Source organism: Microbacterium testaceum StLB037, from assembly GCF_000202635.1.
In the GTDB taxonomy this organism is placed as follows: Bacteria; Actinomycetota; Actinomycetes; order Actinomycetales; family Microbacteriaceae; genus Microbacterium; species Microbacterium testaceum_F.
Window position 1 is genome coordinate 553,214 of the sequence record NC_015125.1, and the last position, 22,414, is coordinate 575,627.

The 22,414-nt window shown below is 73.5% G+C and carries 18 protein-coding genes; 10 read left to right on the plus strand and 8 right to left on the minus strand.

All coding sequences use genetic code 11. The annotated features are described in order from the left end of the window. The first annotated feature begins 86 nt into the window (after positions 1–86). From MTES_RS02585 to MTES_RS02620, 8 genes are all read left to right on the plus strand, one after another. Positions 87–1,655, plus strand: coding sequence for a glycerophosphoryl diester phosphodiesterase membrane domain-containing protein (locus tag MTES_RS02585; protein WP_013583621.1), 1,569 nt, complete (start codon positions 87–89; stop codon positions 1,653–1,655). Then, a complete protein-coding gene (locus tag MTES_RS02590) occupies positions 1,652–2,323 on the plus strand; it encodes a DUF4129 domain-containing protein (protein ID WP_013583622.1) in 672 nt (223 codons plus the stop codon). The genes MTES_RS02585 and MTES_RS02590 overlap by 4 nt, the downstream gene beginning before the upstream one ends. After that, positions 2,320–3,498 carry a DUF4350 domain-containing protein gene (locus MTES_RS02595; RefSeq protein ID WP_013583623.1) on the plus strand — a complete coding sequence of 393 codons (1,179 nt, stop codon included), beginning with the start codon at positions 2,320–2,322 and terminating at the stop codon, positions 3,496–3,498. Before MTES_RS02590 ends, MTES_RS02595 begins: the two co-directional genes overlap by 4 nt. After that, positions 3,495–4,553, plus strand: coding sequence for an AAA family ATPase (locus MTES_RS02600; protein ID WP_013583624.1), 1,059 nt, complete (start codon positions 3,495–3,497; stop codon positions 4,551–4,553). Before MTES_RS02595 ends, MTES_RS02600 begins: the two co-directional genes overlap by 4 nt. After that, on the plus strand, positions 4,553–5,854 hold the full coding sequence (locus MTES_RS02605) for a DUF58 domain-containing protein (protein ID WP_013583625.1): 1,302 nt from the start codon (positions 4,553–4,555) through the stop codon (positions 5,852–5,854). The genes MTES_RS02600 and MTES_RS02605 overlap by 1 nt, the downstream gene beginning before the upstream one ends. 125 nt (positions 5,855–5,979) lie before the next feature. Continuing rightward, positions 5,980–7,002, plus strand: coding sequence for a 3-oxoacyl-ACP synthase III (locus MTES_RS02610; RefSeq protein WP_043360932.1), 1,023 nt, complete (start codon positions 5,980–5,982; stop codon positions 7,000–7,002). After that, the gene (locus tag MTES_RS02615) at positions 6,999–9,653 is read left to right on the plus strand and encodes an alpha/beta fold hydrolase (RefSeq protein WP_013583627.1); all 2,655 of its coding nucleotides are present in this window, start codon (positions 6,999–7,001) and stop codon (positions 9,651–9,653) included. The genes MTES_RS02610 and MTES_RS02615 overlap by 4 nt, the downstream gene beginning before the upstream one ends. Continuing rightward, on the plus strand, positions 9,650–10,609 hold the full coding sequence (locus MTES_RS02620) for an NAD-dependent epimerase/dehydratase family protein (RefSeq protein ID WP_013583628.1): 960 nt from the start codon (positions 9,650–9,652) through the stop codon (positions 10,607–10,609). The genes MTES_RS02615 and MTES_RS02620 overlap by 4 nt, the downstream gene beginning before the upstream one ends. A 261-nt stretch (positions 10,610–10,870) precedes the next feature. Here the strand turns inward: MTES_RS02620 and katG are convergent, their stop codons facing one another. The 3 genes from katG to MTES_RS02635 all read right to left on the minus strand — a co-directional run bounded on the left by katG (position 10,871) and on the right by MTES_RS02635 (position 14,651). Next, on the minus strand, positions 10,871–13,123 hold the full coding sequence (gene katG / locus MTES_RS02625; RefSeq protein ID WP_013583629.1) for a catalase/peroxidase HPI: 2,253 nt from the start codon (positions 13,121–13,123) through the stop codon (positions 10,871–10,873). Then, positions 13,120–13,581: a Fur family transcriptional regulator gene (locus tag MTES_RS02630; protein ID WP_013583630.1), complete on the minus strand. Its 462-nt coding sequence runs from the start codon at positions 13,579–13,581 to the stop codon at positions 13,120–13,122. The genes katG and MTES_RS02630 overlap by 4 nt, the downstream gene beginning before the upstream one ends. Positions 13,582–13,655: 74 nt before the next feature. Beyond that, positions 13,656–14,651, minus strand: coding sequence for a stage II sporulation protein M (locus MTES_RS02635; RefSeq protein WP_013583631.1), 996 nt, complete (start codon positions 14,649–14,651; stop codon positions 13,656–13,658). Between the two features lie 16 nt (positions 14,652–14,667). On the opposite strand from MTES_RS02635, the gene MTES_RS02640 reads away from it, so the two are divergent. Further along, positions 14,668–15,522 (plus strand): RDD family protein, encoded by an 855-nt coding sequence (locus MTES_RS02640; protein WP_013583632.1) that lies wholly within the window; start codon positions 14,668–14,670, stop codon positions 15,520–15,522. 6 nt (positions 15,523–15,528) lie between these two features. Here the strand turns inward: MTES_RS02640 and MTES_RS02645 are convergent, their stop codons facing one another. Then, a complete protein-coding gene (locus MTES_RS02645) occupies positions 15,529–15,735 on the minus strand; it encodes a DUF3499 family protein (RefSeq protein ID WP_013583633.1) in 207 nt (68 codons plus the stop codon). A 312-nt stretch (positions 15,736–16,047) separates the two neighbouring features. On the opposite strand from MTES_RS02645, the gene MTES_RS02650 reads away from it, so the two are divergent. Beyond that, a complete protein-coding gene (locus MTES_RS02650) occupies positions 16,048–16,395 on the plus strand; it encodes a metallopeptidase family protein (protein ID WP_013583634.1) in 348 nt (115 codons plus the stop codon). A 46-nt stretch (positions 16,396–16,441) separates the two neighbouring features. On the opposite strand, the gene MTES_RS02655 is transcribed toward MTES_RS02650, so the two are convergent. The 4 genes from MTES_RS02655 to manA form a co-directional block, all read right to left on the minus strand. After that, positions 16,442–17,839: a DUF5719 family protein gene (locus MTES_RS02655; protein WP_013583635.1), complete on the minus strand. Its 1,398-nt coding sequence runs from the start codon at positions 17,837–17,839 to the stop codon at positions 16,442–16,444. Then, on the minus strand, positions 17,836–20,676 hold the full coding sequence (locus MTES_RS02660; RefSeq protein ID WP_013583636.1) for a glycosyltransferase: 2,841 nt from the start codon (positions 20,674–20,676) through the stop codon (positions 17,836–17,838). Before MTES_RS02660 ends, MTES_RS02655 begins: the two co-directional genes overlap by 4 nt. Before the next feature lie 83 nt (positions 20,677–20,759). Continuing rightward, positions 20,760–21,080: a WhiB family transcriptional regulator gene (locus MTES_RS02665; RefSeq protein ID WP_013583637.1), complete on the minus strand. Its 321-nt coding sequence runs from the start codon at positions 21,078–21,080 to the stop codon at positions 20,760–20,762. Positions 21,081–21,223: 143 nt separating this feature from the next. Continuing rightward, positions 21,224–22,378, minus strand: a complete 1,155-nt coding sequence (gene manA, locus MTES_RS02670) for a mannose-6-phosphate isomerase, class I (protein WP_013583638.1) — start codon at positions 22,376–22,378, stop codon at positions 21,224–21,226. Positions 22,379–22,414 lie beyond the last annotated feature (36 nt).

The window sequence follows — 22,414 nt, forward strand, 5'->3', positions numbered from 1 at the left end:
CCGGGGGTGTCCGGTTCCGAGTCCCGTTCCGTGTCGGTGGTCTGTGACACGATGAAGACACTGCCGACCACCGAGGAGGCGTCATCGTGACCGCGTACCCCGCCTGGACCCCCGCGTCGCGCCCGGGCATCGTGCCGCTGCATCCGTACGGATTCGGGATGATCCTGAGCCGGTCGTTCACGGCCCTTCGTCACAACCCCCGCGTCCTGCTGGGCTTCGCGCTCGTCGTGCAGACCGTGGCGTACGTGATCCTCAGCGTCGCTGTGGCGGGTGCGGCCATCGCCAGCTTCTCCCGGCTCGACACGCTCCGAGAGGGCAGCGACGACTTCAACGCCGTGATGGCCGGGTCGATCGCCGTCACCGCCGTCGTCGCCCTGGTGCTGGGCGTGGCGGCGAGCGGACTGAGCGTCCTCGTGCAGGGGGTCGTCGTCGCCGAGGTCGCGCACGCGGTCGTCGCCGAGAAACCCACGCTGAAGGTCGTCTGGCGGCGGGTACGACCGGTCTTCTGGCGCCTCATCGGGTACGCCGCCCTGACGTTCGCGGCGGCGTTCGTCGTGCTCGCGGTGCTGGCCGCGATCGTCGTCCCCCTCTCCATCGCCATCCTGCCCGTGGGCGTGCTCCTGGGGATCCTGCTCGGCCTCGCCTGCATCCCGCTCTACCTGTGGCTTGCGACCAAGCTCTTCCTCGTCCCGTCCGTCATCATCCTCGAGGGCGCCGGGATCCGCGCCGGCATCGCGCGATCGTGGCGGCTCACGCGCGGGCGGTTCTGGTCGACGTTCGGCGTTCTCGTGATCATCTCCGTGGCGTTCAGCGTGGTCGCCCAGATCATCTCGATCCCGCTCAGCATGGGAGCGACCTTGATCTCGACCCTCATCGCTCCCACCGGCAGTGCCCAACCGGGGGCGATCGTGGGCTACATCGTCGTGCAGGTGATCGGGCAGGTCGGCATCCTGCTCGTCCAGTGCATCGCCCTCGTCGTGCAGTCCACGTCGGCGGTCCTGGTCTACGTCGACGCTCGCATGCGCGTCGAAGGACTGGATCAAGACCTCGCCTCGTACGTGGAGGCGCGGGATGCCGGCGCCGACGATCTTCCCGATCCGTACCGCGTGGGCATCGGGCGCTCGGTCGCCCCGGTCCAGCGGTGGGGAGCCCCGGTGCCCGGCGGGGTGCCCGCGGGATGGGGTCCGCCGTCCGCGGCGCCGTATGGAGCGGCACCTGCTGCTCCCCCGTATGGGCCCGCACCGACCACTCCCCCGTACGGTGGGGCGCCGACCACTCCCCCGTACGGTGGGGCGCCGAGCGCTGCCCCGTACGGGGCGGCGCCGACGGGGCAGCCCTACGGAACCGCGCCGGCCGGGCAGCCGTACGGCTCGGCGCCGACCACGGCGCCGTCCGGAGGAGTACCGGCCGCCGCGCCGCCGTACGCGGCCGCGCCTCCTCCGCCTCCCGCTGGGGCTCCGGCCCCGGCCCCGGCTCCCGCTGGGGCCCCGGCCCCGGCCCCGGCTCCCGCTGCCACCCCGACTCCGGTGGCCGGCGATCAGTCCGGCCTCCCGGCGACCGGCGGAGACACCACGAGCGACGAAGCATCGGACCCGCCCGCCCCACCGTCGACGACCACGTGGACGGCTCCCGGGGCCCGGCCCGACGACGCATGACGCCGCCGCTCGCGCTGACGGCCTCGGCTCTCTCCGCCCTCCTGCCCGACGCCGACGAGGCGCGCGAGTGGGCCGAGCGCGAACTCTCCGACCCGGCCTACCAAGCCGCCGAGCCGACGCCCATCGATCGACTGGCACGAGCCGTGGTCGACTTCTTCGGAGAGTTGCCGCGCAACTCCGCGAACGGTGAGTGGGGTCCCCCGGCGCTGATCGTTCTGGCGCTCATCCTGGCGGTCGGCATCGTCATCGGCATCCTGATCTGGGGCCGACCCCGCGCGCTCGCCCGCGCGCAGCCCCCGGCGCGCGCGCTCTTCGACGAAGATGACGGGCGCTCGGCCGAGGAGTTGCGTCGCGACGCCGAAGCCGCGGCCGCGCGCGGCGAGTGGGACGCGGCGATCGTCCTCCGGTTCCGTGCCTTCGCACGGGGCCTCACCGAGCGCGGCCTCGTCGACCCACCGCCCGGTGCCACCGTGCATACCTTCGCGCGCGCGGCCGCGGCCGCGCTTCCCGCGCTGGGAGCCGGGCTCGACAATGCGGCATCCCTCTTCGACGACGTGCGCTATCTCCGTCGTCCCGGGACCGAGAAGAGCTACCGCGTGGTCGCCGATCTCGACGCCGACGCCGTCCGCACGCGCCCCGCGTCGGCCGCCCTGGCGGGGGCCTCGTGACCGCAATCAGCGACGCGCCCGTCACCGCGCACCCCCGCCGCCGAGCCGCCCTCGGGTGGATCGCTCTTGCGGTCGGCCTCCTTCTCATCGGACTCGTGGGGACGACGCTCGTCTACGGGGGCTGGAAGGAGAAGGGGCTGCTCGATCCCGAGTCCCCCGCCCCCGACGGCGCCCGCGCGCTCGTCCGCATCCTGGAGCAGCAGGGAGTGACCGTGACGGTCGCGCGCGACCGCGCCACGGCGGAACGGGCCCTGGCCGGATCGGACGCCACCCTGGTGATGCGCGACGCTCCGATGCTCTCCGATGCGACCCTGAGCTCGCTCGCCGAGCGGGCGCGGGATGTCGTGCTCGTGGAGCCGCGGTCGCGTGCCCTCGATGTGCTCATGAACGGCTCAGCCCTCGGTGGCTTCGCGGCCGACCGTGCCGCCGACCCCGGGTGCGATCTCCCGGCACCGGAGGCTGCGGGGACCGCGCGTACCGGCGAATTGATGGTGCCCGGTCAGGGCGTCGACGGGTGCTATCGGGTCGACGGCGACTTCGGGCTCCTCTCGTGGGAGACGAGCGACGGGCGCACCGTCACCGCCCTCGACGGCACGTCGACGATGACCAACGCCGCACTCCCCCTCGACGGCAATGCCGCCCTCGCGATCGGCACTCTTGCCCGGACCGGCACCGTGGTCTGGTACGTCCCCTCCCCGTCCGACGCGGATGCCGGCACGGCCCCGCAGACACTGGGCGACCTCACTCCCCCGTGGGTGACCCCCGCCATCCTCCTGCTCTTTCTCTCGGGGCTCGTCGCAGCGATCTGGCGGGGGCGCCGTTTCGGCCCGCTCGTCACCGAGCGCCTTCCGGTGATGGTCCGCGCGAACGAGACGACCGAGGGGCGTGCGCGCCTGTACGCCGCGGCGGGAGACGCCCCGCACGCCCTCGACGAGCTGCGGCGGGCCGCACGCGGTCGGCTTGTCCGCGTGATGGGCCTGGCCACGCACACGCCGCCGGAGCAGGTTGCCGACGCCGTCGCCGAGCGGCTCGGAGCCGACCGCGGCGCGATGCGCGGCATCCTGATCACCGACACCCCCACCACCGATCGTGACCTGGTCGCGGCCAGCGACCGCCTCCGCGACCTCGAGACGAGCGTGCGCGCCGCGCTCTCCACCGAAAGGACCACCCGATGACCGACAGTCCTCTCGACGCCCCTCAGCCCGGTGTTCCCCCGCAGCCGGCATCCCCGCCCTCCGCCGCACCGGCGGCGAGCGCACCGGTCGAGCCCGGGTCGCGAGACGCCGCGCTGCGCGAAGCGATGAACCGGGTGCGGGTCGAGGTCGGCAAGGCCGTGGTCGGTCAGGACGGCACGGTCACGGGCCTGCTCATCGCCCTGCTCTCGCGCGGACACGTCCTGCTCGAGGGTGTCCCGGGGGTGGCGAAGACGCTTCTCGTGCGCTCGTTCAGCCGAGCACTCGGCCTCGACACGCACCGCGTGCAGTTCACCCCCGACCTGATGCCCGGCGACGTCACCGGCTCCCTCGTCTACGACGCCCGCACCGGGGAGTTCGAGTTCCGCGCCGGGCCGGTGTTCACGCACGTCCTTCTGGCCGACGAGATCAACCGCACCCCGCCGAAGACGCAGGCGGCCCTCCTCGAGGCCATGGAGGAGCGTCAGGTGTCGTCCGACGGCGTGAGCCGCCCGCTGCCCGACCCCTTCCTCGTCGCCGCGACGCAGAACCCCGTCGAGCACGAGGGCACGTACACGCTGCCCGAGGCTCAGCTCGACCGCTTCCTCATGAAGCTCGTGGTCGACCTGCCCGGCCGCGACGCCGAGGTCGATGTCCTTCGGCGGCACGCGGGCGGATTCGACCCGCGCCGACTCGACGCGGCGGGCCTCGATCCGGTCGTGACCGCCGACGAGATCCTCGCCGCGCAGCGCGCCGCCGCGACCGTCGCCGTCGATGACGACCTGCTCGGCTACATCGTCGACCTCGCCCGGGCGACCCGGCAGAGCCCTTCGGTGCTGCTCGGCGTGAGCCCGCGCGCGACGACCGGGCTGCTCGCCGCGGCGAAGGCCTGGGCGTGGCTCGGCGGGTATCCCGCGATCACCCCCGACCACGTGCAGACCATGCTCGTTCCGGTCTGGCGCCACCGCATCCGCCTGCGCCCCGAGGCCGAGATCGAGGGCGTCTCCGTCGATGCGATCCTCACCTCGGTGCTGCAGCAGACCCGCGTCCCCATCTGATGTTCGTCACCGGCCGTCTCGCCCTGCTCGTCGCCGTCGGCGTCGTCCCGCTCGTGCTCCTGAGCACGGCGGGCGCGCCCGCGTGGCTCGTCGTGGGCGTGTGGGTGCTGCTGTGCGCTCTGGCGGCCCTCGTCGACATGCTGGCTGCGGCCGACCCGCGCGCGGTCGAGATCACGCGCCGGCTCCCGGAGCGGGTGCTGCGCGACGAGCCCGTCGCCGGCGAGCTGCGGGTGCGCAACCTCGGCCGTCGCGTCCTCCGCGCACGGGTCCGCGACGCGTGGCAGCCCACGGCGGGGGCGCCGGAGGAGCGCTCGCGGTTCGTCGTCCCGCCCGGCGAACGGCGGGGCGCTCCCCTCCCCCTGCTCCCTCGGCGCCGCGGCGAGATCCGCAGCGGCTTCGTGGTGGTGCGCGCCTCCGGCCCGCTCGGACTGGCCGGACGGCAGGCGGTCGTCGACGCACCGGGACGGATCCGGGTCCTTCCCCCCTTCACCTCGCGTCGGCATCTGCCGTCCCGCCTCGCGCGGTTGCGCGAGCTCGACGGCAACACGAGCCTGATGGTGCGCGGACAGGGGACCGAGTTCGACAGCTTGCGCGAGTACGTCCGCGGCGATGACGTCCGCTCGATCGACTGGCGCGCGACGGCACGCGCCGGCACGACGATGCTGCGCACGTGGCGCCCCGAACGCGACCGGCATGTCGTCATCGTGATCGACACCGGCCGCACCGCGGCGGCGCGCGTCGGAGACGGGGCCCGCCTGGACGCCGCCATGGAGGCGACCCTCCTCCTGTCCGCTCTCGCCGCCCGTGCGGGCGACCACGTGCACCTCGTGATGTTCGACCGTGTCGCGCGCGCCCGCGTGACGAAGGTCGACGGCTCTCAGCTGCTGCCGGCCCTGGTCGACGCGATGGCTCCCGTCGAGCCGCAGCTGATCGACACGGACTGGGATGCCGCCTTCGCCCAGGTCCGTCAGCTCACGGTCCGCCCCGCCCTCGTCGTGCTGCTCACCGCGCACGACGACCCGGAAGCGGCTCGGGGCTTCCTCGCCGCACTGCCCGCCGTGGCGGCGCGCTCCCGCCTGCTCGTCGCGACGGCCACCGACGGACCGGGCGAAGAACCGGAGCGGACGGATGCCGCCTCCGTCTACGCGGCGGCCGCCATCGAGCGGGCGCGGCACGACGCCGACCGCGTCCGTGCCGCCGTGGTCCGCGCCGGCGGCGACGCCGTCTCCGCCTCCGCGGACGACCTGCCCCCGCTCGTCGCCGACCGCTACCTCGCGCTCAAGGCGGCCGGGCGGCTCTAGCACATCCAGGCCCCATGCAGCCGGGGACATACGTCGCGGCTTATCCTGGGGGGTACCCTTCGAGCCGACAGCGCGTTCCCTCCGCGCTCGGCTGCGCCGTCTACGCACAGGATGCGGGAGAACTCTTGCCAGGTAACGCCACCACGCACTTCGACGATGTGGCCCTCGTTTCGGTGGCGAGCGTCCTGCCCAGCCGCGTCACGACGTCGGACGACATCGAGGAGCGCCTGGCCCCGGCGCTGCAGCGCCTCAAGCTGAAGCCCGGCCTCCTGCGCCGCGTCGCGGGCGTCAACGAGCGCCGCAACTGGGCCGAGGGCGAGTCGTCCGACGAGGCCACGATCGCCGCCGGCAAGCAGGCACTCGCCGAAGCGGGCGTCGACCCCAGCGAGATCGGGTTGATCATCAACACCTCGGTGACGCGCAAGCACCTCGAGCCTTCGGTCGCCGTGCGTCTCCACCACGGTCTGGGTCTGCCCAGCTCGGCGATCAACTTCGACGTCGCCAACGCGTGCCTCGGCTTCATCAACGGCATGAGCCTCGCCGCCGGCATGATCCAGTCGGGCCAGGTCAAGTACGCCCTGATCGTCAACGGCGAGGATGCCGACGAGATCCAGGTCAACACGATCAACCGCCTCGTCCGCGAAGACCTCGACCGCGACGCCTTCATGCAGGAGTTCGCCTCGCTCACGCTGGGTTCCGGTGCCGCCGCGGCGGTCCTCGGGCGCGCGAGCGACCACCCCGAGGGCCACCGGATCGTCGGCGGCGTGACGCGCGCGGCGACGCAGTTCTACGACCTCTGCGTCGGCAGCGTCGACGGCATGTTCACGGATGCCAAGGCCCTCCTCAAGGGCGGCCTCGACCTCGTCGTGTCGGCGTGGAAAGAGGCGAAGGGCGAATTCTCGTGGACCGGGATGGACCGCTACATCACGCACCAGGTCTCCTCCGTCCACACCTCCGCGATCGTCCGAGCCGCCAAGCTCGACCGCGACCGCGTGCCCGTGACCTACCCGCACCTGGGCAACGTGGGCCCGGCATCCATCCCGATCACCCTCGCCGACGAGCAGAAGACGCTGCGTCGGGGTGATCGCGTCCTCCTGATGGGAGTGGGCTCCGGGCTGAACACCGGCATGCTGGAGCTGGCCTGGTGAGGGTCACCGACCTGAACGCGACCCTCCCGCCTGCGGGCCTCCCGGGTCTCGACCCCTCTCTGTCACGCCTCGTCGACGTTCCGGGGGCCGCCGCCGACGCCGGGGCCACCCGCACCTGGCACGTCCTCGACACCGGGACCGCCCTCTCCGAACGCGGCATCGAACCCGTCGGCACGATCGTCGCCGTGCACGGCAATCCGACGTGGTCGTACCTCTGGCGCGCGCTCGTGAACACCTCGCTGGAGCGCGCGGAGACCGGCCGCACGGCCTGGCGCGTCGTCGCGGTCGACCAGCTCGAGATGGGCTTCTCGGAGCGCTCGTCGCTGCGGCGGACGCTGGCTCAGCGCATCGCCGACCTCGAGGCGCTCGTCGGAGAGCTCGGCATCCGGGGTCGGATCGTCACGATCGGGCACGACTGGGGTGGGCCCGTCTCTCTCGGCTGGGCCGTGGAGAACCGCGACCGCCTCGCCGCCGTGATCGCCCTGAACACCGCCGTCCATCACCCTGACGGCGCACCTCTCCCCTTCGCGCTGCGCGTCGCGACCGCGCGCGGCATGCTCGCCGCCGGTACCACCGGCACGACGGCGTTCCTCGACACCACCCTTGCGCTGGCCGACCTCGATCCGGCGGTGCGCTCCGCCTTCCGCGCGCCGTACGCCACGGTGGCCCGCCGCCGCGGGATCGGCGGCTTCGTCGCCGACATCCCCGCCACCGCCGCGGACGAGAGCACACCAGCGCTGCGGCGCATGTCGGCGGGGCTGCGCGAGCTCGAGGTGCCCGCGCTGTTCCTCCGCGGCCCGAAAGACCCCGTCTTCGGCGAGGGCCACCTCGACGACCTCACCGAGCGCCTGCCGCACGCCGACGTGCACCGCTTCGAGGGGGCCGGGCACCTGATCGCCGAGGAGCGGCCCTACGCCGACGTCGTCCTCGACTGGCTCGAGGAGAAGGGCGTGGCGACGGATGCCGCGACCCCCGGCTCCACGGACGCGACCGCCGCAGACCTCGACGCCACCCCGCCCGCCATCGCCACCGGTCACCTCTGGGACGCCCTCGACGCGCGCCGCGACGACGACGACACCGCGGTGATCGACATGACCACCACCCGCGACGGCGCCCCGCTCCGCGTCAGCTGGCGACAGCTGTCCACCCGCGTCGACGAGATCGCCGCGGGCCTGGATGCCTTCGGCGTCCGCGCGGGCGACCGCGTCTCGCTGCTCGTGCAACCCGGCCCCACGCTCACCGCCGCGCTGTATGCGTGCCTGCGCATCGGCGCGGTGGTCGTCGTGGCCGACCGGGGTCTCGGCATCCGGGGTCTGTCGCGGGCCGTGCGCGGGGCCGTACCCGACGTCGTCATCGGCGAGCTCGCCGGACTCGCCGCCGCCCGCGCCCTCGGCTGGCCCGGGCGTCGGATCTCGGCCACGGCCCTCCCCCTCGCCACGAGCCGCGCGCTCGGCGTCGAGGCGAGCCTGTCCGACCTCGCCCGCGCGGGCCGCGGCCACACCCTCCCGCCTGTGCCGGCGGCCGAGGCGGACGCGGCGGTGCTGTTCACCTCCGGGTCGACGGGACCGGCGAAGGGCGTCGTCTACACGCACGCCCAGCTCACCGCGCTGCGCGACACCCTCGCCGCGCACTTCGGCGTCACGGCGGACACGGGCCTCGTCACCGGATTCGCCCCGTTCGCCCTGCTCGGACCGGCGCTCGGCACGCGGTCGGCGACGCCCGACATGGACGTCTCCGCTCCCCGCACCCTCACCGCCGAGGCGGTCGCGGCGGCCGTGCGCGCCTCGGACGCCCGCATCGTGTTCCTCTCGCCCGCGGCCGTGGCCAACGTGGTCGCCACCTCCGACGCTCTCGGCGACGACGACCGCGCCGCGCTCGAGCGCGTCGAGACGTTCCTCTCCACCGGCGCGCCCGTGAGCATCGACCTGCTGCGCCGCGCGCAGGAACTCATGCCGAACGCGGTCGCCCACACCCCGTACGGCATGACGGAATGTCTGCTGGTCGCCGACGTCACGCTTCCCGAGATCGAGGAGGCCGCGGGAGATCGCGGCGTGTGCGTCGGCCGCCCGCTCGGCACCGGCCAGGTGCGCATCTCGGCCATCGACGCCGACGGTCGCGCGACCGGCGAGCCGACGACCGAAGCCGGGGTCACCGGCGAGATCGTCATCTCCGCCCCCCACCTCAAGCGCGGGTACTTCCGCCTCTACCTCACCGACCGCGAGGCCCGCCGCGGCCTCGCCGACCGCTGGCACCGCACCGGCGATGTCGGTCACCTCGACGCCGAGGGCCGCCTCTGGGTCGAAGGGCGCCTCCCCCACGTCATCACGACCGCCGAGGGTCCCGTGACCCCCGTCGGCATCGAACAGGATGCCGAGACCGTCGACACCGTGTCGCGAGCCGCCGCCGTCGGGGTCGGACCCGTCGGCCGTCAGGTCGTCGTCGCCGTCGTCGAGGCCGGCGCGCGCCGCCCCGGTCTCGCCTCTCCCGAGCTGACGGACGCCGTCCGCGCAGCGACCGCGCAGCCGCTCGCCGCGGTGCTCGTCGCCCCGACGCTGCCGACCGACATCCGGCACAACTCCAAGATCGACCGCTCGCGCCTCGCGGCGTGGGCCGAACGTCTGCTCGCGGGCGAGAAGCCGACGGCCCCGTGAGGGTTCTCGCGACCGGCGCGTCCGGCTTCCTCGGCCGGGCCGTCGTCCGCGCCCTGCAGGACGCCGGGCACGAGGTCCGCACCCTGCAGCGCCGCGCGTCGGGCGTCGACAGCGCCGAGGATCGCCTCGGTTCGGTGACGGATCCGGATGCCGTGGCATCCGCCCTCGACGGGATCGACGGCGTGGTGCACCTCGCCGCCAAGGTGTCGCTCGCGGGGGATCCGGGGCAGTTCCACGCGGTGAACGTCGAGGGGACGCGGACGCTCCTGGACGCCGCCGCCGCGGCGGGCGTCTCGCGCGTCGTGCACGTGTCGTCGCCGTCGGTCGCGCACGCGGGGCACGCCCTCGCCGGTGTGGGGGCGGAGCCCGCCGATCCGGACGCCGCACACGGCGAATACGCCCGCACCAAGGCCGAGGCCGAGCGGCTCGCGCTCTCCCGCGTCGGTGACGGCCTGGCGCTCGTGGCGATCCGCCCGCACCTCGTCTGGGGTCCGGGCGACACGCAGCTCATCGCGCGCGTCGTCGACCGCGCCCGCCGGGGACGGCTGCCGCTGCTGAACGGCGGAACGGCGCTCATCGATTCCACGTACGTCGACAACGCGGCATCCGGGATCGTCGCCGCCCTCGACCGCGTCGACGCCGTCAGCGGCCGTGCCTACGTGCTGACCAACGGCGAACCGCGTCCGGTCGGCGACCTGCTCGCCGGGATCTGCCGCGCCTCGGGCGTGACGCCGCCGCGGTTCAGCGTGCCCGCGGGGCTGGCCAAGGCCGCGGGGGCGCTCGTCGAGCGGGTGTGGGCCGTGCGTCCCGGCGAGGACGAGCCGCCGATGACTCGGTTCCTCGCCGAGCAGCTGTCGACAGCGCACTGGTTCGACCAGACCGAGATCCGCCGCGACCTCCGCTGGGCGCCGGCCGTGTCGCTGGACGAGGGCCTGCGCCGCCTCGCGCGGGCCTGAGCCGCGGCATCCGCCCGCCCCGCGTCCCACTTAACGCGGTGCGTGTCCCACAGATGGCGACCCCGCACGCCCCGCACCGACCACAAGTGGGACGAGGCCCCGCAGACCCTCAGGCGGAGACCCCTCGTCCCACTTAACGCGGTGCGTGTCCCACAAATGGCGACCCCGCACGCCCCGCACCGACCACAAGTGGGACGAGGCCCCGCATGCACGCAGAAGGCCCGCCCCCAACGAGGGGACGGGCCTTCAGCGCGCCGCAGCTCAGACCAGGTCGAACCGGTCGAGCTCGGTGACCTTGCGCCAGGCGGCGACGAAGTCGCGGACGAACTTCTCCTTGGCGTCGTCGGAGGCGTAGACCTCGGCGAGCGCGCGCAGCTCGGAGTTCGAGGCGAACACGAGGTCGACACGCGTGCCGATCCCGACCTTCTCGCCCGAGCCGTCCTTCGTCCCCTCGAAGGCGTGCTTGCCGCTGTCGAGCGGCTTCCACGTCGTGCCGAGGTCGAGGAGGTTCGCGAACACGTCGTTCGTCAGCGCACCGGGGGTGTCGGTGAACACGCCCCAGTCGCTGCCGTCCCAGTTCGCCCCGATCGCGCGGAGGCCGCCGACCAGCACGGTCATCTCGGGCGCGGTGAGGGTGAGCAGGTTGGCCTTGTCGAGCAGAAGGAACTCCGCCGGGAGGCGAGCCTCGCGCGAGGCGTAGTTGCGGAAGCCGTCGGCGACCGGCTCGAGCCAGCGGAACGACTCGATCTCGGTGTGCTCCTGCGAGGCATCGGTGCGGCCCGGGGTGAAGGGCACCTCGACCTCGACGCCCCCGGCACGAGCGGCCTGCTCGACACCGGCGTTGCCGGCGAGCACGAGCAGGTCGGCGATCGACACCTTCTTCTCGCCCTGCGCGTCGAAGGCGGCCTTCACGCCCTCGAGAACAGACAGGACGGATGCCAGCTGCTCGGGGTTGTTGACCGTCCAGCTTCGCTGCGGCTCGAGGCGAATCCGCGCGCCGTTCACGCCACCGCGCTTGTCGCTGCCGCGGAACGTCGAGGCGGCGGCCCACGTGGTGGTGACGAGCTGCTGCACCGTGAGGCCGCTGTCGAGGATCTGCTGCTTGAGGGCAGCGGCATCCGCCTGATCGATCAGCGGGTGGTCGACGGCGGGCACGGGGTCCTGCCAGACGAGCACCTCGGACGGCACCTCGGGACCGAGGTAGCGCTCACGCGGGCCCATGTCGCGGTGGGTCAGCTTGAACCACGCGCGGGCGAAGGCATCCTGGAACGCGGCCGGGTCCTCGAGGAAGCGGCGCGAGATCTTCTCGTATGCCGGGTCGACGCGCAGCGCGAGGTCGCTCGTGAGCATGCGCGGCTCGCGTCGGCCGTCGGAGTGGGCCTCGGGGACCATATCGGCGCCCGCGCCGTTCTTCGGACGCCACTGGTGCGCACCGGCCGGACTCTCGAAGAGCTCCCACTCGTACGCGAAGAGGATGTGGAAGAACTCGTTGTCCCAGCGGGTCGGGTGGTAGGTCCACGTGACCTCGAGACCGCTCGAGATGGTGTCGTCGCCCTTGCCGCTGCCGTAGCTGCTCTTCCAGCCCAGGCCCTGGTCCTCGATGTCGCCGGCCTCGGGGTTGGGACCGACGTGGGAGTCACTCGCCGCACCGTGCGTTTTGCCGAAGGTGTGGCCGCCGGCGATGAGGGCGACGGTCTCCTCGTCGTTCATGGCCATGCGGCCGAACGTCTCGCGGATGTCGTGGGCCGAGAGCTGCGGGTCGGGGTTGCCGTTGGGGCCCTCGGGGTTGACGTAGATGAGGCCCATCTGCACGGCGGCGAGCGGCTTCTCGAGCTCGCGGTTGCCCGTGTAGCGCTCGTCACCGAGCCACGTGGTCTCGGGGCCCCAGTACACGTCGTCGTCGGGCTCCCACACGTCCTGGCGTCCGCCGGCGAAGCCGAAGGTCGGGAAGCCCATGTCCTCCAGCGCCACGTTGCCGGCGAGGATCATGAGGTCGGCCCACGAGATCGACTGGCCGTACTTCTTCTTGACGGGCCACAGCAGGCGGCGGGCCTTGTCGAGGTTGACGTTGTCGGGCCAGCTGTTCAGCGGGGCGAAGCGCTGCATGCCCGCGCCCGATCCCCCGCGACCGTCGGTCACGCGGTAGGTTCCGGCGCTGTGCCACGCCATGCGGATCATCAGGGGTCCGTAGTGCCCGAAGTCCGCGGGCCACCAGTCCTGCGAGGTCGTCATGACCTCCTGCAGGTCCTTCTTGACGGCATCCAGGTCGAGCGCCTCGAAGGCGGCGCGGTAGTCGAAGCCCTCGTCGAGCGGGTCGCGCAGCGCGTTGTTCTTGGCGAGGATCTTCACGTTGAGGGATTCGGGCCACCACACGCGGTTGGCGGATCCCTGGGTCGGGTGGGGCAGGGCGCCGGCGGGCTCGCTGTCGGCGGGGGCTTCGCCCACCGGCAGTCGGTTGTCGTCGGGGGCGGCTCCATCGTGGAAAACGGGGCACCCGTTCAGAGCGTCGCTCATCGGGATCCTCTCGGTCGTTCGGCTTCGGACGTGGCTCGACAGTCGGGGCAGACCCCCCAGAACGTCACTTCGGCGGTCTGGATGGTGAACCCACTCCCCTCCGGCATATGCAGGCACGGTGCCGCCCCGACGACGCAGTCCACGTCGTCGATGCGTCCGCACACGGTGCACACCACGTGGTGGTGGTTGTCCCCCACGCGCAGCTCGAACGTGCCGGCGTGGCCGGCGGGTTCGATGCGGCGGGCGACACCCGCGTCGACGAAGTCGCCGAGGGCGTTGTACACCGATTGCTTGCTCGTGCCGGGAAGGGATCCGCGGATGCCGTCGTACACGGCGTCCGCGGTGGCGTGCGGGCGGGTGCGAAGGGCTTCGAGGACGGCGACACGCGTCGCCGTCACCCGGAGTCCGGCACCGCGGATGAGGTCATCCGCGGTGGCATCCGTCCGATCGTCGAGCATGCCTTCACTCTAGCTAATTTTGAGTGAATCAAAAATGACACGCAGGGGAACGATCGAGAATCCCTCGGAATCTCTCAGCCCGCGGTGAGCGTGGGGGTCCCCGCCTCGTACTCGGTGAGATCGCCGGTCTCGCCCGACCGGGCGGCCCTCCCGCCGACCCACAGCATGTAGAAGAGGAACACCCCGAGCGCCGCCGCGCCGATCGCGATCTTCACCTGCCACGGCCATTCACGCGGCGTGACGAAACCCTCGACGATCCCCGACAGAGCGAGCGCGAAGACGAGCCCCACCGCGACCGTGGCCAGGGAACGCCCCTCGGCGGCCAGGGCCGCCGCGCGCGTGCGCCGACCGGGGGCGACCCAGGCCCAGAAGATGTGCAGCCCCGCGGCCCCCGCCACGAAGATCGCGGTGAGCTCGAGGAGCCCGTGCGGAAGGATGAACTGGAAGAACACGTCGGTCCGGTCGAAGGCGATCATGATCGCGGCCGACTGCCCGACCCCGATCGCGTTCTGCATCATCGCCATCAGCGGCCAGATGCCCGTGACCCCGAACAGCACGCACTGCGCCGCGATCCAGGCGTTGTTGGTCCACACCGAACCCGCGAAGATCGCGTTGGGGTTCTCGCGGTAGTAGCTCACGAACTGCTCGTCGGCGTAGTTCTGCAGTTCGCTCCGGCTGCCGAGGGCGGCGACCGTCGCCGGGTCGCCCGAGATCCACAGGGCGACCATCGTGGAGACGACGATGAAACCGATCGCGACCGCCAGAGTCGTCCACCGCACGCGGTACAGCGCCGCCGGCAACTGGAGCAGGAAGAAGCGCGGCATCTGCTTGAGCACGTTCTCGCGCACGCCCGTGAGGCGCAGGCGCGTACGGGCCAGGAGGATCGAGACGTAGTCTCCCTGCGGCGTACGTCCGGCGGAGGTTTTGATATCGGCGAGATCAGCGGATGCCGCGCGGTACCGCGTGACGAGCTCGTCGACCTGGTCGCCGCTCAGACGTCGCGTGCGGCCCAGTTCGTCGAGGCGCGCCCACTCCTCGCGGCGGGCGGCCGTGAGGGCGTCGAGGTCCATGTGATCAACTGTACGCATGGCTTCGTCCGCGGCATCCCCCCGATCCGAGGTGCGCACGCCCGCGGCGCGCGGTGTCACGCTCATCGACATCGCGTCCGAGGAGATCCTGACCGGTGAGGCGGTCGCCCTCGACGTCCAGCCCCTCGGTTTCTTCCTGCGTGCTCTCGGCTGCCTGATCGACATGGTGGTCGGCGTCGTGCTGCTGATCGGCGGGGGTCTCCTGCTCGTGACGATGGCGGCATCCGGGGCCCTTCCCGACAGCGCGCTGCGGATCGGGATCATCACCCTGATCGTGCTGGTCATGGTGGTCCTCCCCACCACCGTCGAGACCCTGTCACGCGGACGCAGCCTCGGTCGCCTCGCCGTCGGAGGACGCATCGTCCGCGTCGACGGCGGAGCGGCGGGCTTCCGTGCCGCGCTGATCCGCGCCCTCGTCGGCGTGCTCGAGCTGTGGCTGACCCTCGGCGGCATCGCCGCGGTCGTGGGCATGTTCACGCCGCGCGCTCAGCGCCTCGGCGACCTCGTCGCGGGCACCGCGAGCGAACGGACGCGCACGCGTCCCCTCCCTCCGCCGGCGCCGGGGCTGCCCCCGGGCTGGGAATCGTGGGCACAGGTCGCCGACGTGTCGCGTCTGCCGGATCGGCTCGCCGCGCGCGTGTCGCAGTTCGTGCGTGGAGCGGAGCTTCTCGACCCGGCCGCACGCGTGCGGATCGCCGGGTCTCTGGCCGACGCCGTGGCCCCGTTCGTGTCGCCGCGCCCCCCGGCGGATCCCGAAGCCTTCGTGCGGGCGGTCGCCTCCGTGCGACGGGATCGGGAGTACCGCGCGCTCGTGATCGAACGGGAGCGCGCAGCGAGCCTCACCGGCCGCTGACGCCTCTCAGGCGCGCAGCGTCTCGTGCCGGACGACCACCCAGCCGCGCGGCACCGACAGGCGGTCGGCGTGGATGGCGCAGAGGTCGTGCGCGTGCGGATCGTCGACACGGCCCAGGGGGCCCAGGGCCGCCATCTGGTCGCCGTAGTCGTAGGTGAGGGTGCTCATCGCCTCGCGGGCGCATCCCACCTTCGAGCAGAGTCTGTCGCGCATCGCGGGCTACGTTAGTCCGCCCGTCCCTCGCCGCTCGCGCGCCGCGCCGCGTTCCCCGCGCTCGGCCGCCCGTGCGCGCCCCGCGCCCCGAGCCCGCACACCGTGGCCGACGCTCCGCACCCCGGGGCCCCAGACCCGCGTGCCCCGCGCCGCGCGAGCGCCCCGCGCCCCGCGCCCCGCGCCCCGCGCCCCGCGCCCCGCGAGCGCGACCGTAGGATGGGCGCATGGTGCGGTCGACGAACCCGCGAAGCCCGGCCGGTCGCCCGCCCCTCCCGCCACGGGCGTCACGGGCGCGAGAACCGCAGCCCGGTCGTGCGCCCGCCGCTCCCCCCGATCGACACCCGGGTCGAGCGCTTCGACATCGCCGTCGGTGCCGCGGCGGAATTCCTCCGCTCCGCCTGGGCCGAACTGCGCGAGGTCTCGTTCGAGATCGGGATCATGCCCCCGGCGGCGACCGACGGAATCCCCCGCTGGACGGTGCTGCGCGAGGAGAAGCGCATCATCCTCTACCGCATCCCCATCGAACGCCTCGGCCACCCGCACCACGACGACGACCTGCACCGCCGCATGATGATCGAGGGAGCCGTCTTCCGCGCGGCGGCGGAGTACCTCGACCGCGACCCCTGGGACCTCGGCCCGGAGCGCTTCCGCTACTTCTGATCCGCGGCGCGGCGGAGCCGGCGCGCTCAGCGCTCGTCCCGTGCCCCTACGGCAGCACCGTCACCGCGGACTCGGCGGTGTCGGCCGGCCACAGCGGGTACCCGGCGACGGCTCCGGTCGACGCGTAGGTGACCGCCGCCCGCACCGGGGTGCTCGGCTCGAGCGTGTACACCCCCGCGGCGACCGCGGTCGAGACGCCGCCCCCGTCCGGCACGGCGATGGTGAGCGGCGTACCGCCGTCGGCGGGCGTGAGCGTGACCGTGGCGTCTCCCGCGCCCCGATCGGAGCTGAGGACGAGCGCGGCACCGGCACCGGATGCCACCGCGACGGCGCTCGAAACCGCAATCTGCGGCGCGGGGCTGTACCAGGCGAAGTCCGCCCCCTGGCCGAAGCCGGTCGTCGACCAGACTCCGGCGACCACGGGCTGGTCGGCGGTGACGTCGACCGTGTACGCGCCGAGACCGACACCCGACAGGTCGAGCGAGGTGGGCTTCCCCGCCTCGAGGGGGACCTGGCGCGGCTCCCCGGGAGCGGCGGTGCCGACCGGGGTGAGGGTCACCGTCGCGGTGGCGGCGGCACCCGGGGCGAGCAGACGAAGGACCGTCCCCGCATCGCTCCCGCCCGAGGTCAGGACCTGGACGCCCGGTATCACGACGTGCGTGTCGGCCTGCGCCGACGGGGCGACCTGGTCCACTCCACCCGGCAGCAGGAGGCGGGTCAGACTCGCCTGGAGCGACGCGTGCACGGGGGCCCCGGTGGCCGTGACACGCACGACCGGGCTCTCCTCGCCGAGGAGAAGCCCCGCCAGCGGCACCACGCGCTGCTCGCCCGCGGGCACGACGATGTTGCTTCCGCCCGGAGGGGTCGACACCCCCTGCGCCCCGTAGACCGACAGCTGGACCGTCGCGGGCACGTCGCCGGGGTTGCCGAGGACGACGAGGTCGTTCGCCCCGGTCGTCGTCGCGCCGGCCACGAGCCACGACTCCGCCAGCGGAGGGCGGCACGCGGATGCCGAGAACCCGATGAGATCTTCCGAGGTGGCCGTCGCCGACCCCGCGGCGGCGACCGGCACCGCCACGCCGTCGCGCGGCTGCGCGCGGAGCGCCGTGGCATTCCCCGATCCGTCGCCGGTCGATCCGGTCAGTGCACTCTCGACCGCGGCGCTGTCGGCCGGTCCGCTCACGATCGCCTGCGGCGCGGCCGCGCTGAGCGCTCCCGCCTGCTCGGCACTGCGACCGAGTGCGAGCAGCGGCCCGTCGCAGGCCAGCACGGTGTCGGAGGCCGCGGGCGTCGCCTCGATGCGGACCGGGGTGGCGGTGAGGGTCGGCCACGGCGCCGCGATGCCCGCCACCGTCCCCACGACGACGGCCGCGGCGACGACGGACCCGGCGACCACGCGGGCGCTGGTCGTCGCCCAGCGGACGAGTCGGCGGTCGCTGCTCATCGGCTTCCTCCCGGGGTCGGGCCCACGATGCGGGGCGTGCGTCGCGCGACGCGGCGCGAGGCGGTGGTGGGCACGGCCAGCAGGAGCGCGACGAGGAGGACCCCCAGCGACCCCAGCGTCACGAGGTTGCGCAGGTGCGCCTGGGTGTCGGTGAGCGGCTGTCGCGGCTGTACGTCCGCGGTCACGCGCCACAGGTCGCCGCGGGACGTGGTGCCGACGCCGTCGAGCGCGTCCCGCTGGTCGAGCGAGGTCGCCGCGGCCAGACGGGCACCGCGGATGACGTCGTTCTCACCCGCCGGGGCGGACTTGAGCAGGACGAACGCGATCCCCCGCTCCGCCAGGCGCGACACGACGTCGTCCGACGAGGGGGTGGTCAGATCCGCCGCGAGCGCGGCGAGGTCGCGATCGGCCGGCCGCGCCTCGGTCCGCGTGGCCTGGACGGTGCTCTGACCGCCCACGGTGGCGCTCCCGCCCCAGACGACGTCGACGCGCAGACCGTCGGCGCGGGGGTCCAGCACGATGGTCCCGATCGCGGTCGATCCGCGCCCCTCCGCCGCGACGAACGCGGGGAGGGTCGAGGTCGGTCCGTTCGTGAGCACCGACCGCGGATGGGCCTGGTCGAGGGATGCCGTGAGCGCCGGTCCCACCGCGACGACCAGCGCCACGAGGGTCACGAGGGCACCGATGGGCCGGAGGACGCGCACCCGTTCCCCGATCCCGGCATCCAGAGCCACCATCGCGCTTCCCACGACACCGAGCCAGGCGAGGCTCAGGCCCGCGCCCGGCCACAGCGGAACGGGCGTGCCGTGGTCGAAGGACACGGACACCCCCACCGCGGCGAACGCCGTCGCGAGACCCACGGCCGCGATGATCAGCAGAGCGGATGCCGTCACCCACCGCGGCGTGAGGACCGCGAGCAGCGCCAGGACGGCCAGGGGGGCGATCAGCAGACCCACCCACCACACGGGTCCGTTCAGCACCGACGCCCACCCGCCGGGGTCGGAGCTCGGGAATCCCGCGGCGAGGAGCGCTCGGCCGAGCGGGTCGGCCGTCACCTCGTCGCCGGCGTACGGCACCCCGGGGTCGGCGAGCAGGCCCCACGGGTTCCCGGTGCGCACCTGGGTCCACACGAGCGGCGCGAAGACGACGATCGACGGCACGACGAGCCACACCACGCGGGCCACTCCGCGTCCGGCCACGAGGGCGACCACGACGAGCGCCGCCGACCACAGCACGACGGCCGCCGGGGCGAGAGAGGGAGCGCAGGCGAGCACGAGCACGAGGAGAACGGATGCCGCCCCCGCCGGCGCCCAGGCCCGGTGCGCGACGCTCGCGGCGTAGAAGAGCCACGGCAGCAGAAGGTGGGCGAGGAGGGCGGCGGGTCGGCCCTCGACGAGAGCGGCGAGGAAGGTCGGCGCGAGCGCCCAGGCGACGGCCGCGACGATGCGCAGCAGCGGCGACTCGGTCACCCGGGTCGCGGCGAACCACCCGCCCAGGACGGCGAGCGGGAGGGCGAGCACCCAGAGCACGACGAGGGCGCGCGACGGGTCCCCGGGCGACAGGGTGCCGATGAAGGCGATGATCGCCGAGAACGGATCGGCGGGGCCGATGGCATCCAGTCCCAGGGGACGCGCGCCCCACGCCGCGTCCTGCCACAGCTGGGCGACCGTCGCGCGCAGCGGCGCGAGGGCGCCGCCACCCAGCACTGGCCAGGCCAGCAGCGGGAAGAACAGCGCCGCCGACACGGCGAGCGCGCCGAGCACGGCCCACGCCCCTCCGCCGACGAAGAACTGCAGCTCGGAGCGGACGGGCGCGTCCACGACGGCGCCGTCTCCCTCCCACCGCAGCCGCATCTCGGCACGCGAGACGCGCAGCGGCGCGATGCGCGACCACCCGACGGCGCGCACGGCACGGATCCGGCGTCGCGCGCGCGCGACAGCGGCGACACGGGCCATGACGAGGATCGTCGCGCCCCATTCGGGAAGGACGCGGTACGGCACCTTGCCGACGAGGTGGACGATCGTGCGCCACAGCGCCAGCGGGAGCAGCGACAGCCAGTGCAGCGGGACGGCTGCCGCCGGGGCGTACGCGAGGCGCCGGTGCAACTGCGCGGTGCGCTCGGCGAAGGCGCGGCGCCGCGCGCGACGGCGGCCGCGAGCCATCGCCGCGACACCGTCGCCGGCGACCGCGACACGGGCGGCGGGGACCAGCGACACCCGGTCGCCGGCCAGACGCGCGCGCACCCCGAGGTCCACGCCCTCGTCCGCACCGCCGAGGGCGGGATCGAGACCGCCGAGCGCGGTCCAGGACTCACGACGGATCAGCAGGCCTCGCACGTCCGCGCCGAGAACGTCGGCATCGCCGTCGTGCTGCCCCTGGTCGAACTCCCCGGCCGCGAGTTCGACCGTGCGACCGTAGCGGTTGAGGCTGATGCCGAGGGAGACGATCTCCTCGGGCTCGTCCCAGCGGACGAGCTTGGGCGCCGCCACCGCGAGCGACGGGGAGAGCTCGAGCGCTCCGGCGAGCCGGACGAGAGCGTCGGGCTCGGGGGCGGTGTCCTGGGCGAGCAGCCAGACCGCGTCCCCCGTGAGTCGGGGGGTCGCCAGCGCCGTCGCGGCGGCGAAGGGCGTTCCGGCCGAGGCCGTGATGACGCCCTCCGCACCGGATGAGGCGGCCAGCTGCGTCAGCGCCGGGTCGGCTCCGCACAGGACGATGGTCAGAGCGTCGACGGGGCGGCTCTGCGCGGCGATCGCCGCGAGGGTGCGGGTCAGATGGTGCGCGGCAGGAGTCCGTCCCTCGGGGCGGACGACGAGGATGGCGTGAACACGGGCGGGCATGGCGCAGTCAGCCTAAGCGCGCTCCTCGCGGTTCGCGGACGCCGCGCCGTGCGGAGGAGGATCGCTCAGGGACGATCCGGAGGTCAGGCGCGACGCTTCAGCTTGCGGCGCTCGCGCTCGCTGAGACCGCCCCAGATGCCGAAGCGCTCGTCGTTCTGGAGGGCGTATTCGAGGCACTCGGACTTGACGTCGCACGAGGTGCAGATCCGCTTCGCGTCGCGCGTGGATCCGCCCTTTTCGGGGAAGAACGCCTCGGGGTCGGTCTGCGCGCAGAGCGCGTCGGTCTGCCACGCGAGCGTGTTCTCTTCGACAGCGTCGATGTCACGACGGACACCGGGAACACCGAGGTCGACCGGATCGACGAACCAGTTGTCCGGAACACCGGACCGGTACTGCGACGTCATGTCGTCCTCCGCCTCACTCGAGCCCCCGCACGCGTTTTCGCGTACGAGTAATTACACCCGTGTCATTCGGATTGGTCAAGTCGCGGATCGTAAACCCTCAAGGCACGGGTGAACCTTCACCCGGGCCGTCGGCGTGTCGCGGGTCACTCCCCCGGCATGGCCACGAAGACCTCGCCGCCGCTCACGGTGAGAGGGCCTTCGTCGGCGGTGGCGAGCGCCGCCTGCCCGGGAGCGAGCCGCAGGCTGGTCCCCGACGCGCCCGTCACGGTGGCTTCGCCCGCGACGCCCACGGCGATCGAGACACCGCGCAGGTCGACGTGCGCCGGCTCCGTCGAGGTCGCGACGTGCGCGAGGGCGAAGTCCGCGATGCCCGGCGCGAACAGCTCGACCCCGTCCCCGTCCGCCCGCGGGGCGAGCAGAGGCGGCGCGGCCGGGCGGAAGTCGACCAGGCCCAGCAGCTCGGGAACGTCGATGTGCTTGGGCGTCAGACCGCCGCGCAGCACGTTGTCGCTGGCGGCCATGATCTCGACGCCGAGCCCCGCCACGTACGCGTGCAGCACCCCGGCGGGCACGAAGATCGCCTCGCCGCGGCGCAGCTCGACGAGGTTCATCAGCAGAGCCACCACGATGCCCGGGTCGCCCGGGTACTCCTCGCGCAGGTGACGGACGAGGGCCGCCTCCGCGGCGAAATCCGGGGAGGACACGGATGCCGCACCCTCGACGATCTGCTCGATCTCCGCCGTCGTCGCCTCCGCCAGCGCCCAGCCGATCGCGTCGCGCAGGGCCGAAGCCGGCTCGGCGGCGGCGAGTCGTTCGCGCAGCGCGGTCACGCCCGCGGCCTCCCCCAGGCCGGCGACGAGCCGCCGCGTCTGGTCGAGGTCACGCAGCCCCGCCAGCGCGGTGAAGGTCTCGCTGAGGGCGACGATCACCTCGGGCTTGTGGTTGTCGTCCTTGTAGTTTCGCGAGCCCGCGTCGCGAGGGACGCCTTCGGCCTCCTCGTCCGCGAACCCCCGGGCCGCCTGCTCCTTCGAGGGGTGCACCTGGATCGACAGCGGGGAGCCGGCCGCGAGCAGCTTCAGGAGGTACGGCAGGCGCGCGGGCGCACCGTCCACCCCGGGGAGCCACTCGTCGAGCGTGCGCTCCGACCCGTCGAGGACCCGCGCGGGGGAACCGGGGTGATCGCCGAACCACACCTCGGCCTCGGGGGCGCCCGTGGGAACGCGCCCCTCGAGCTCGGCGAGAAGGGTCGGGCTTCCCCAGGCGTAATCCCGGGGCGTGTTCGAGAGGGCAACCAGCACGGGCGAAAGCCTAGCGTTCCGGCCCGTCGCCCTCCG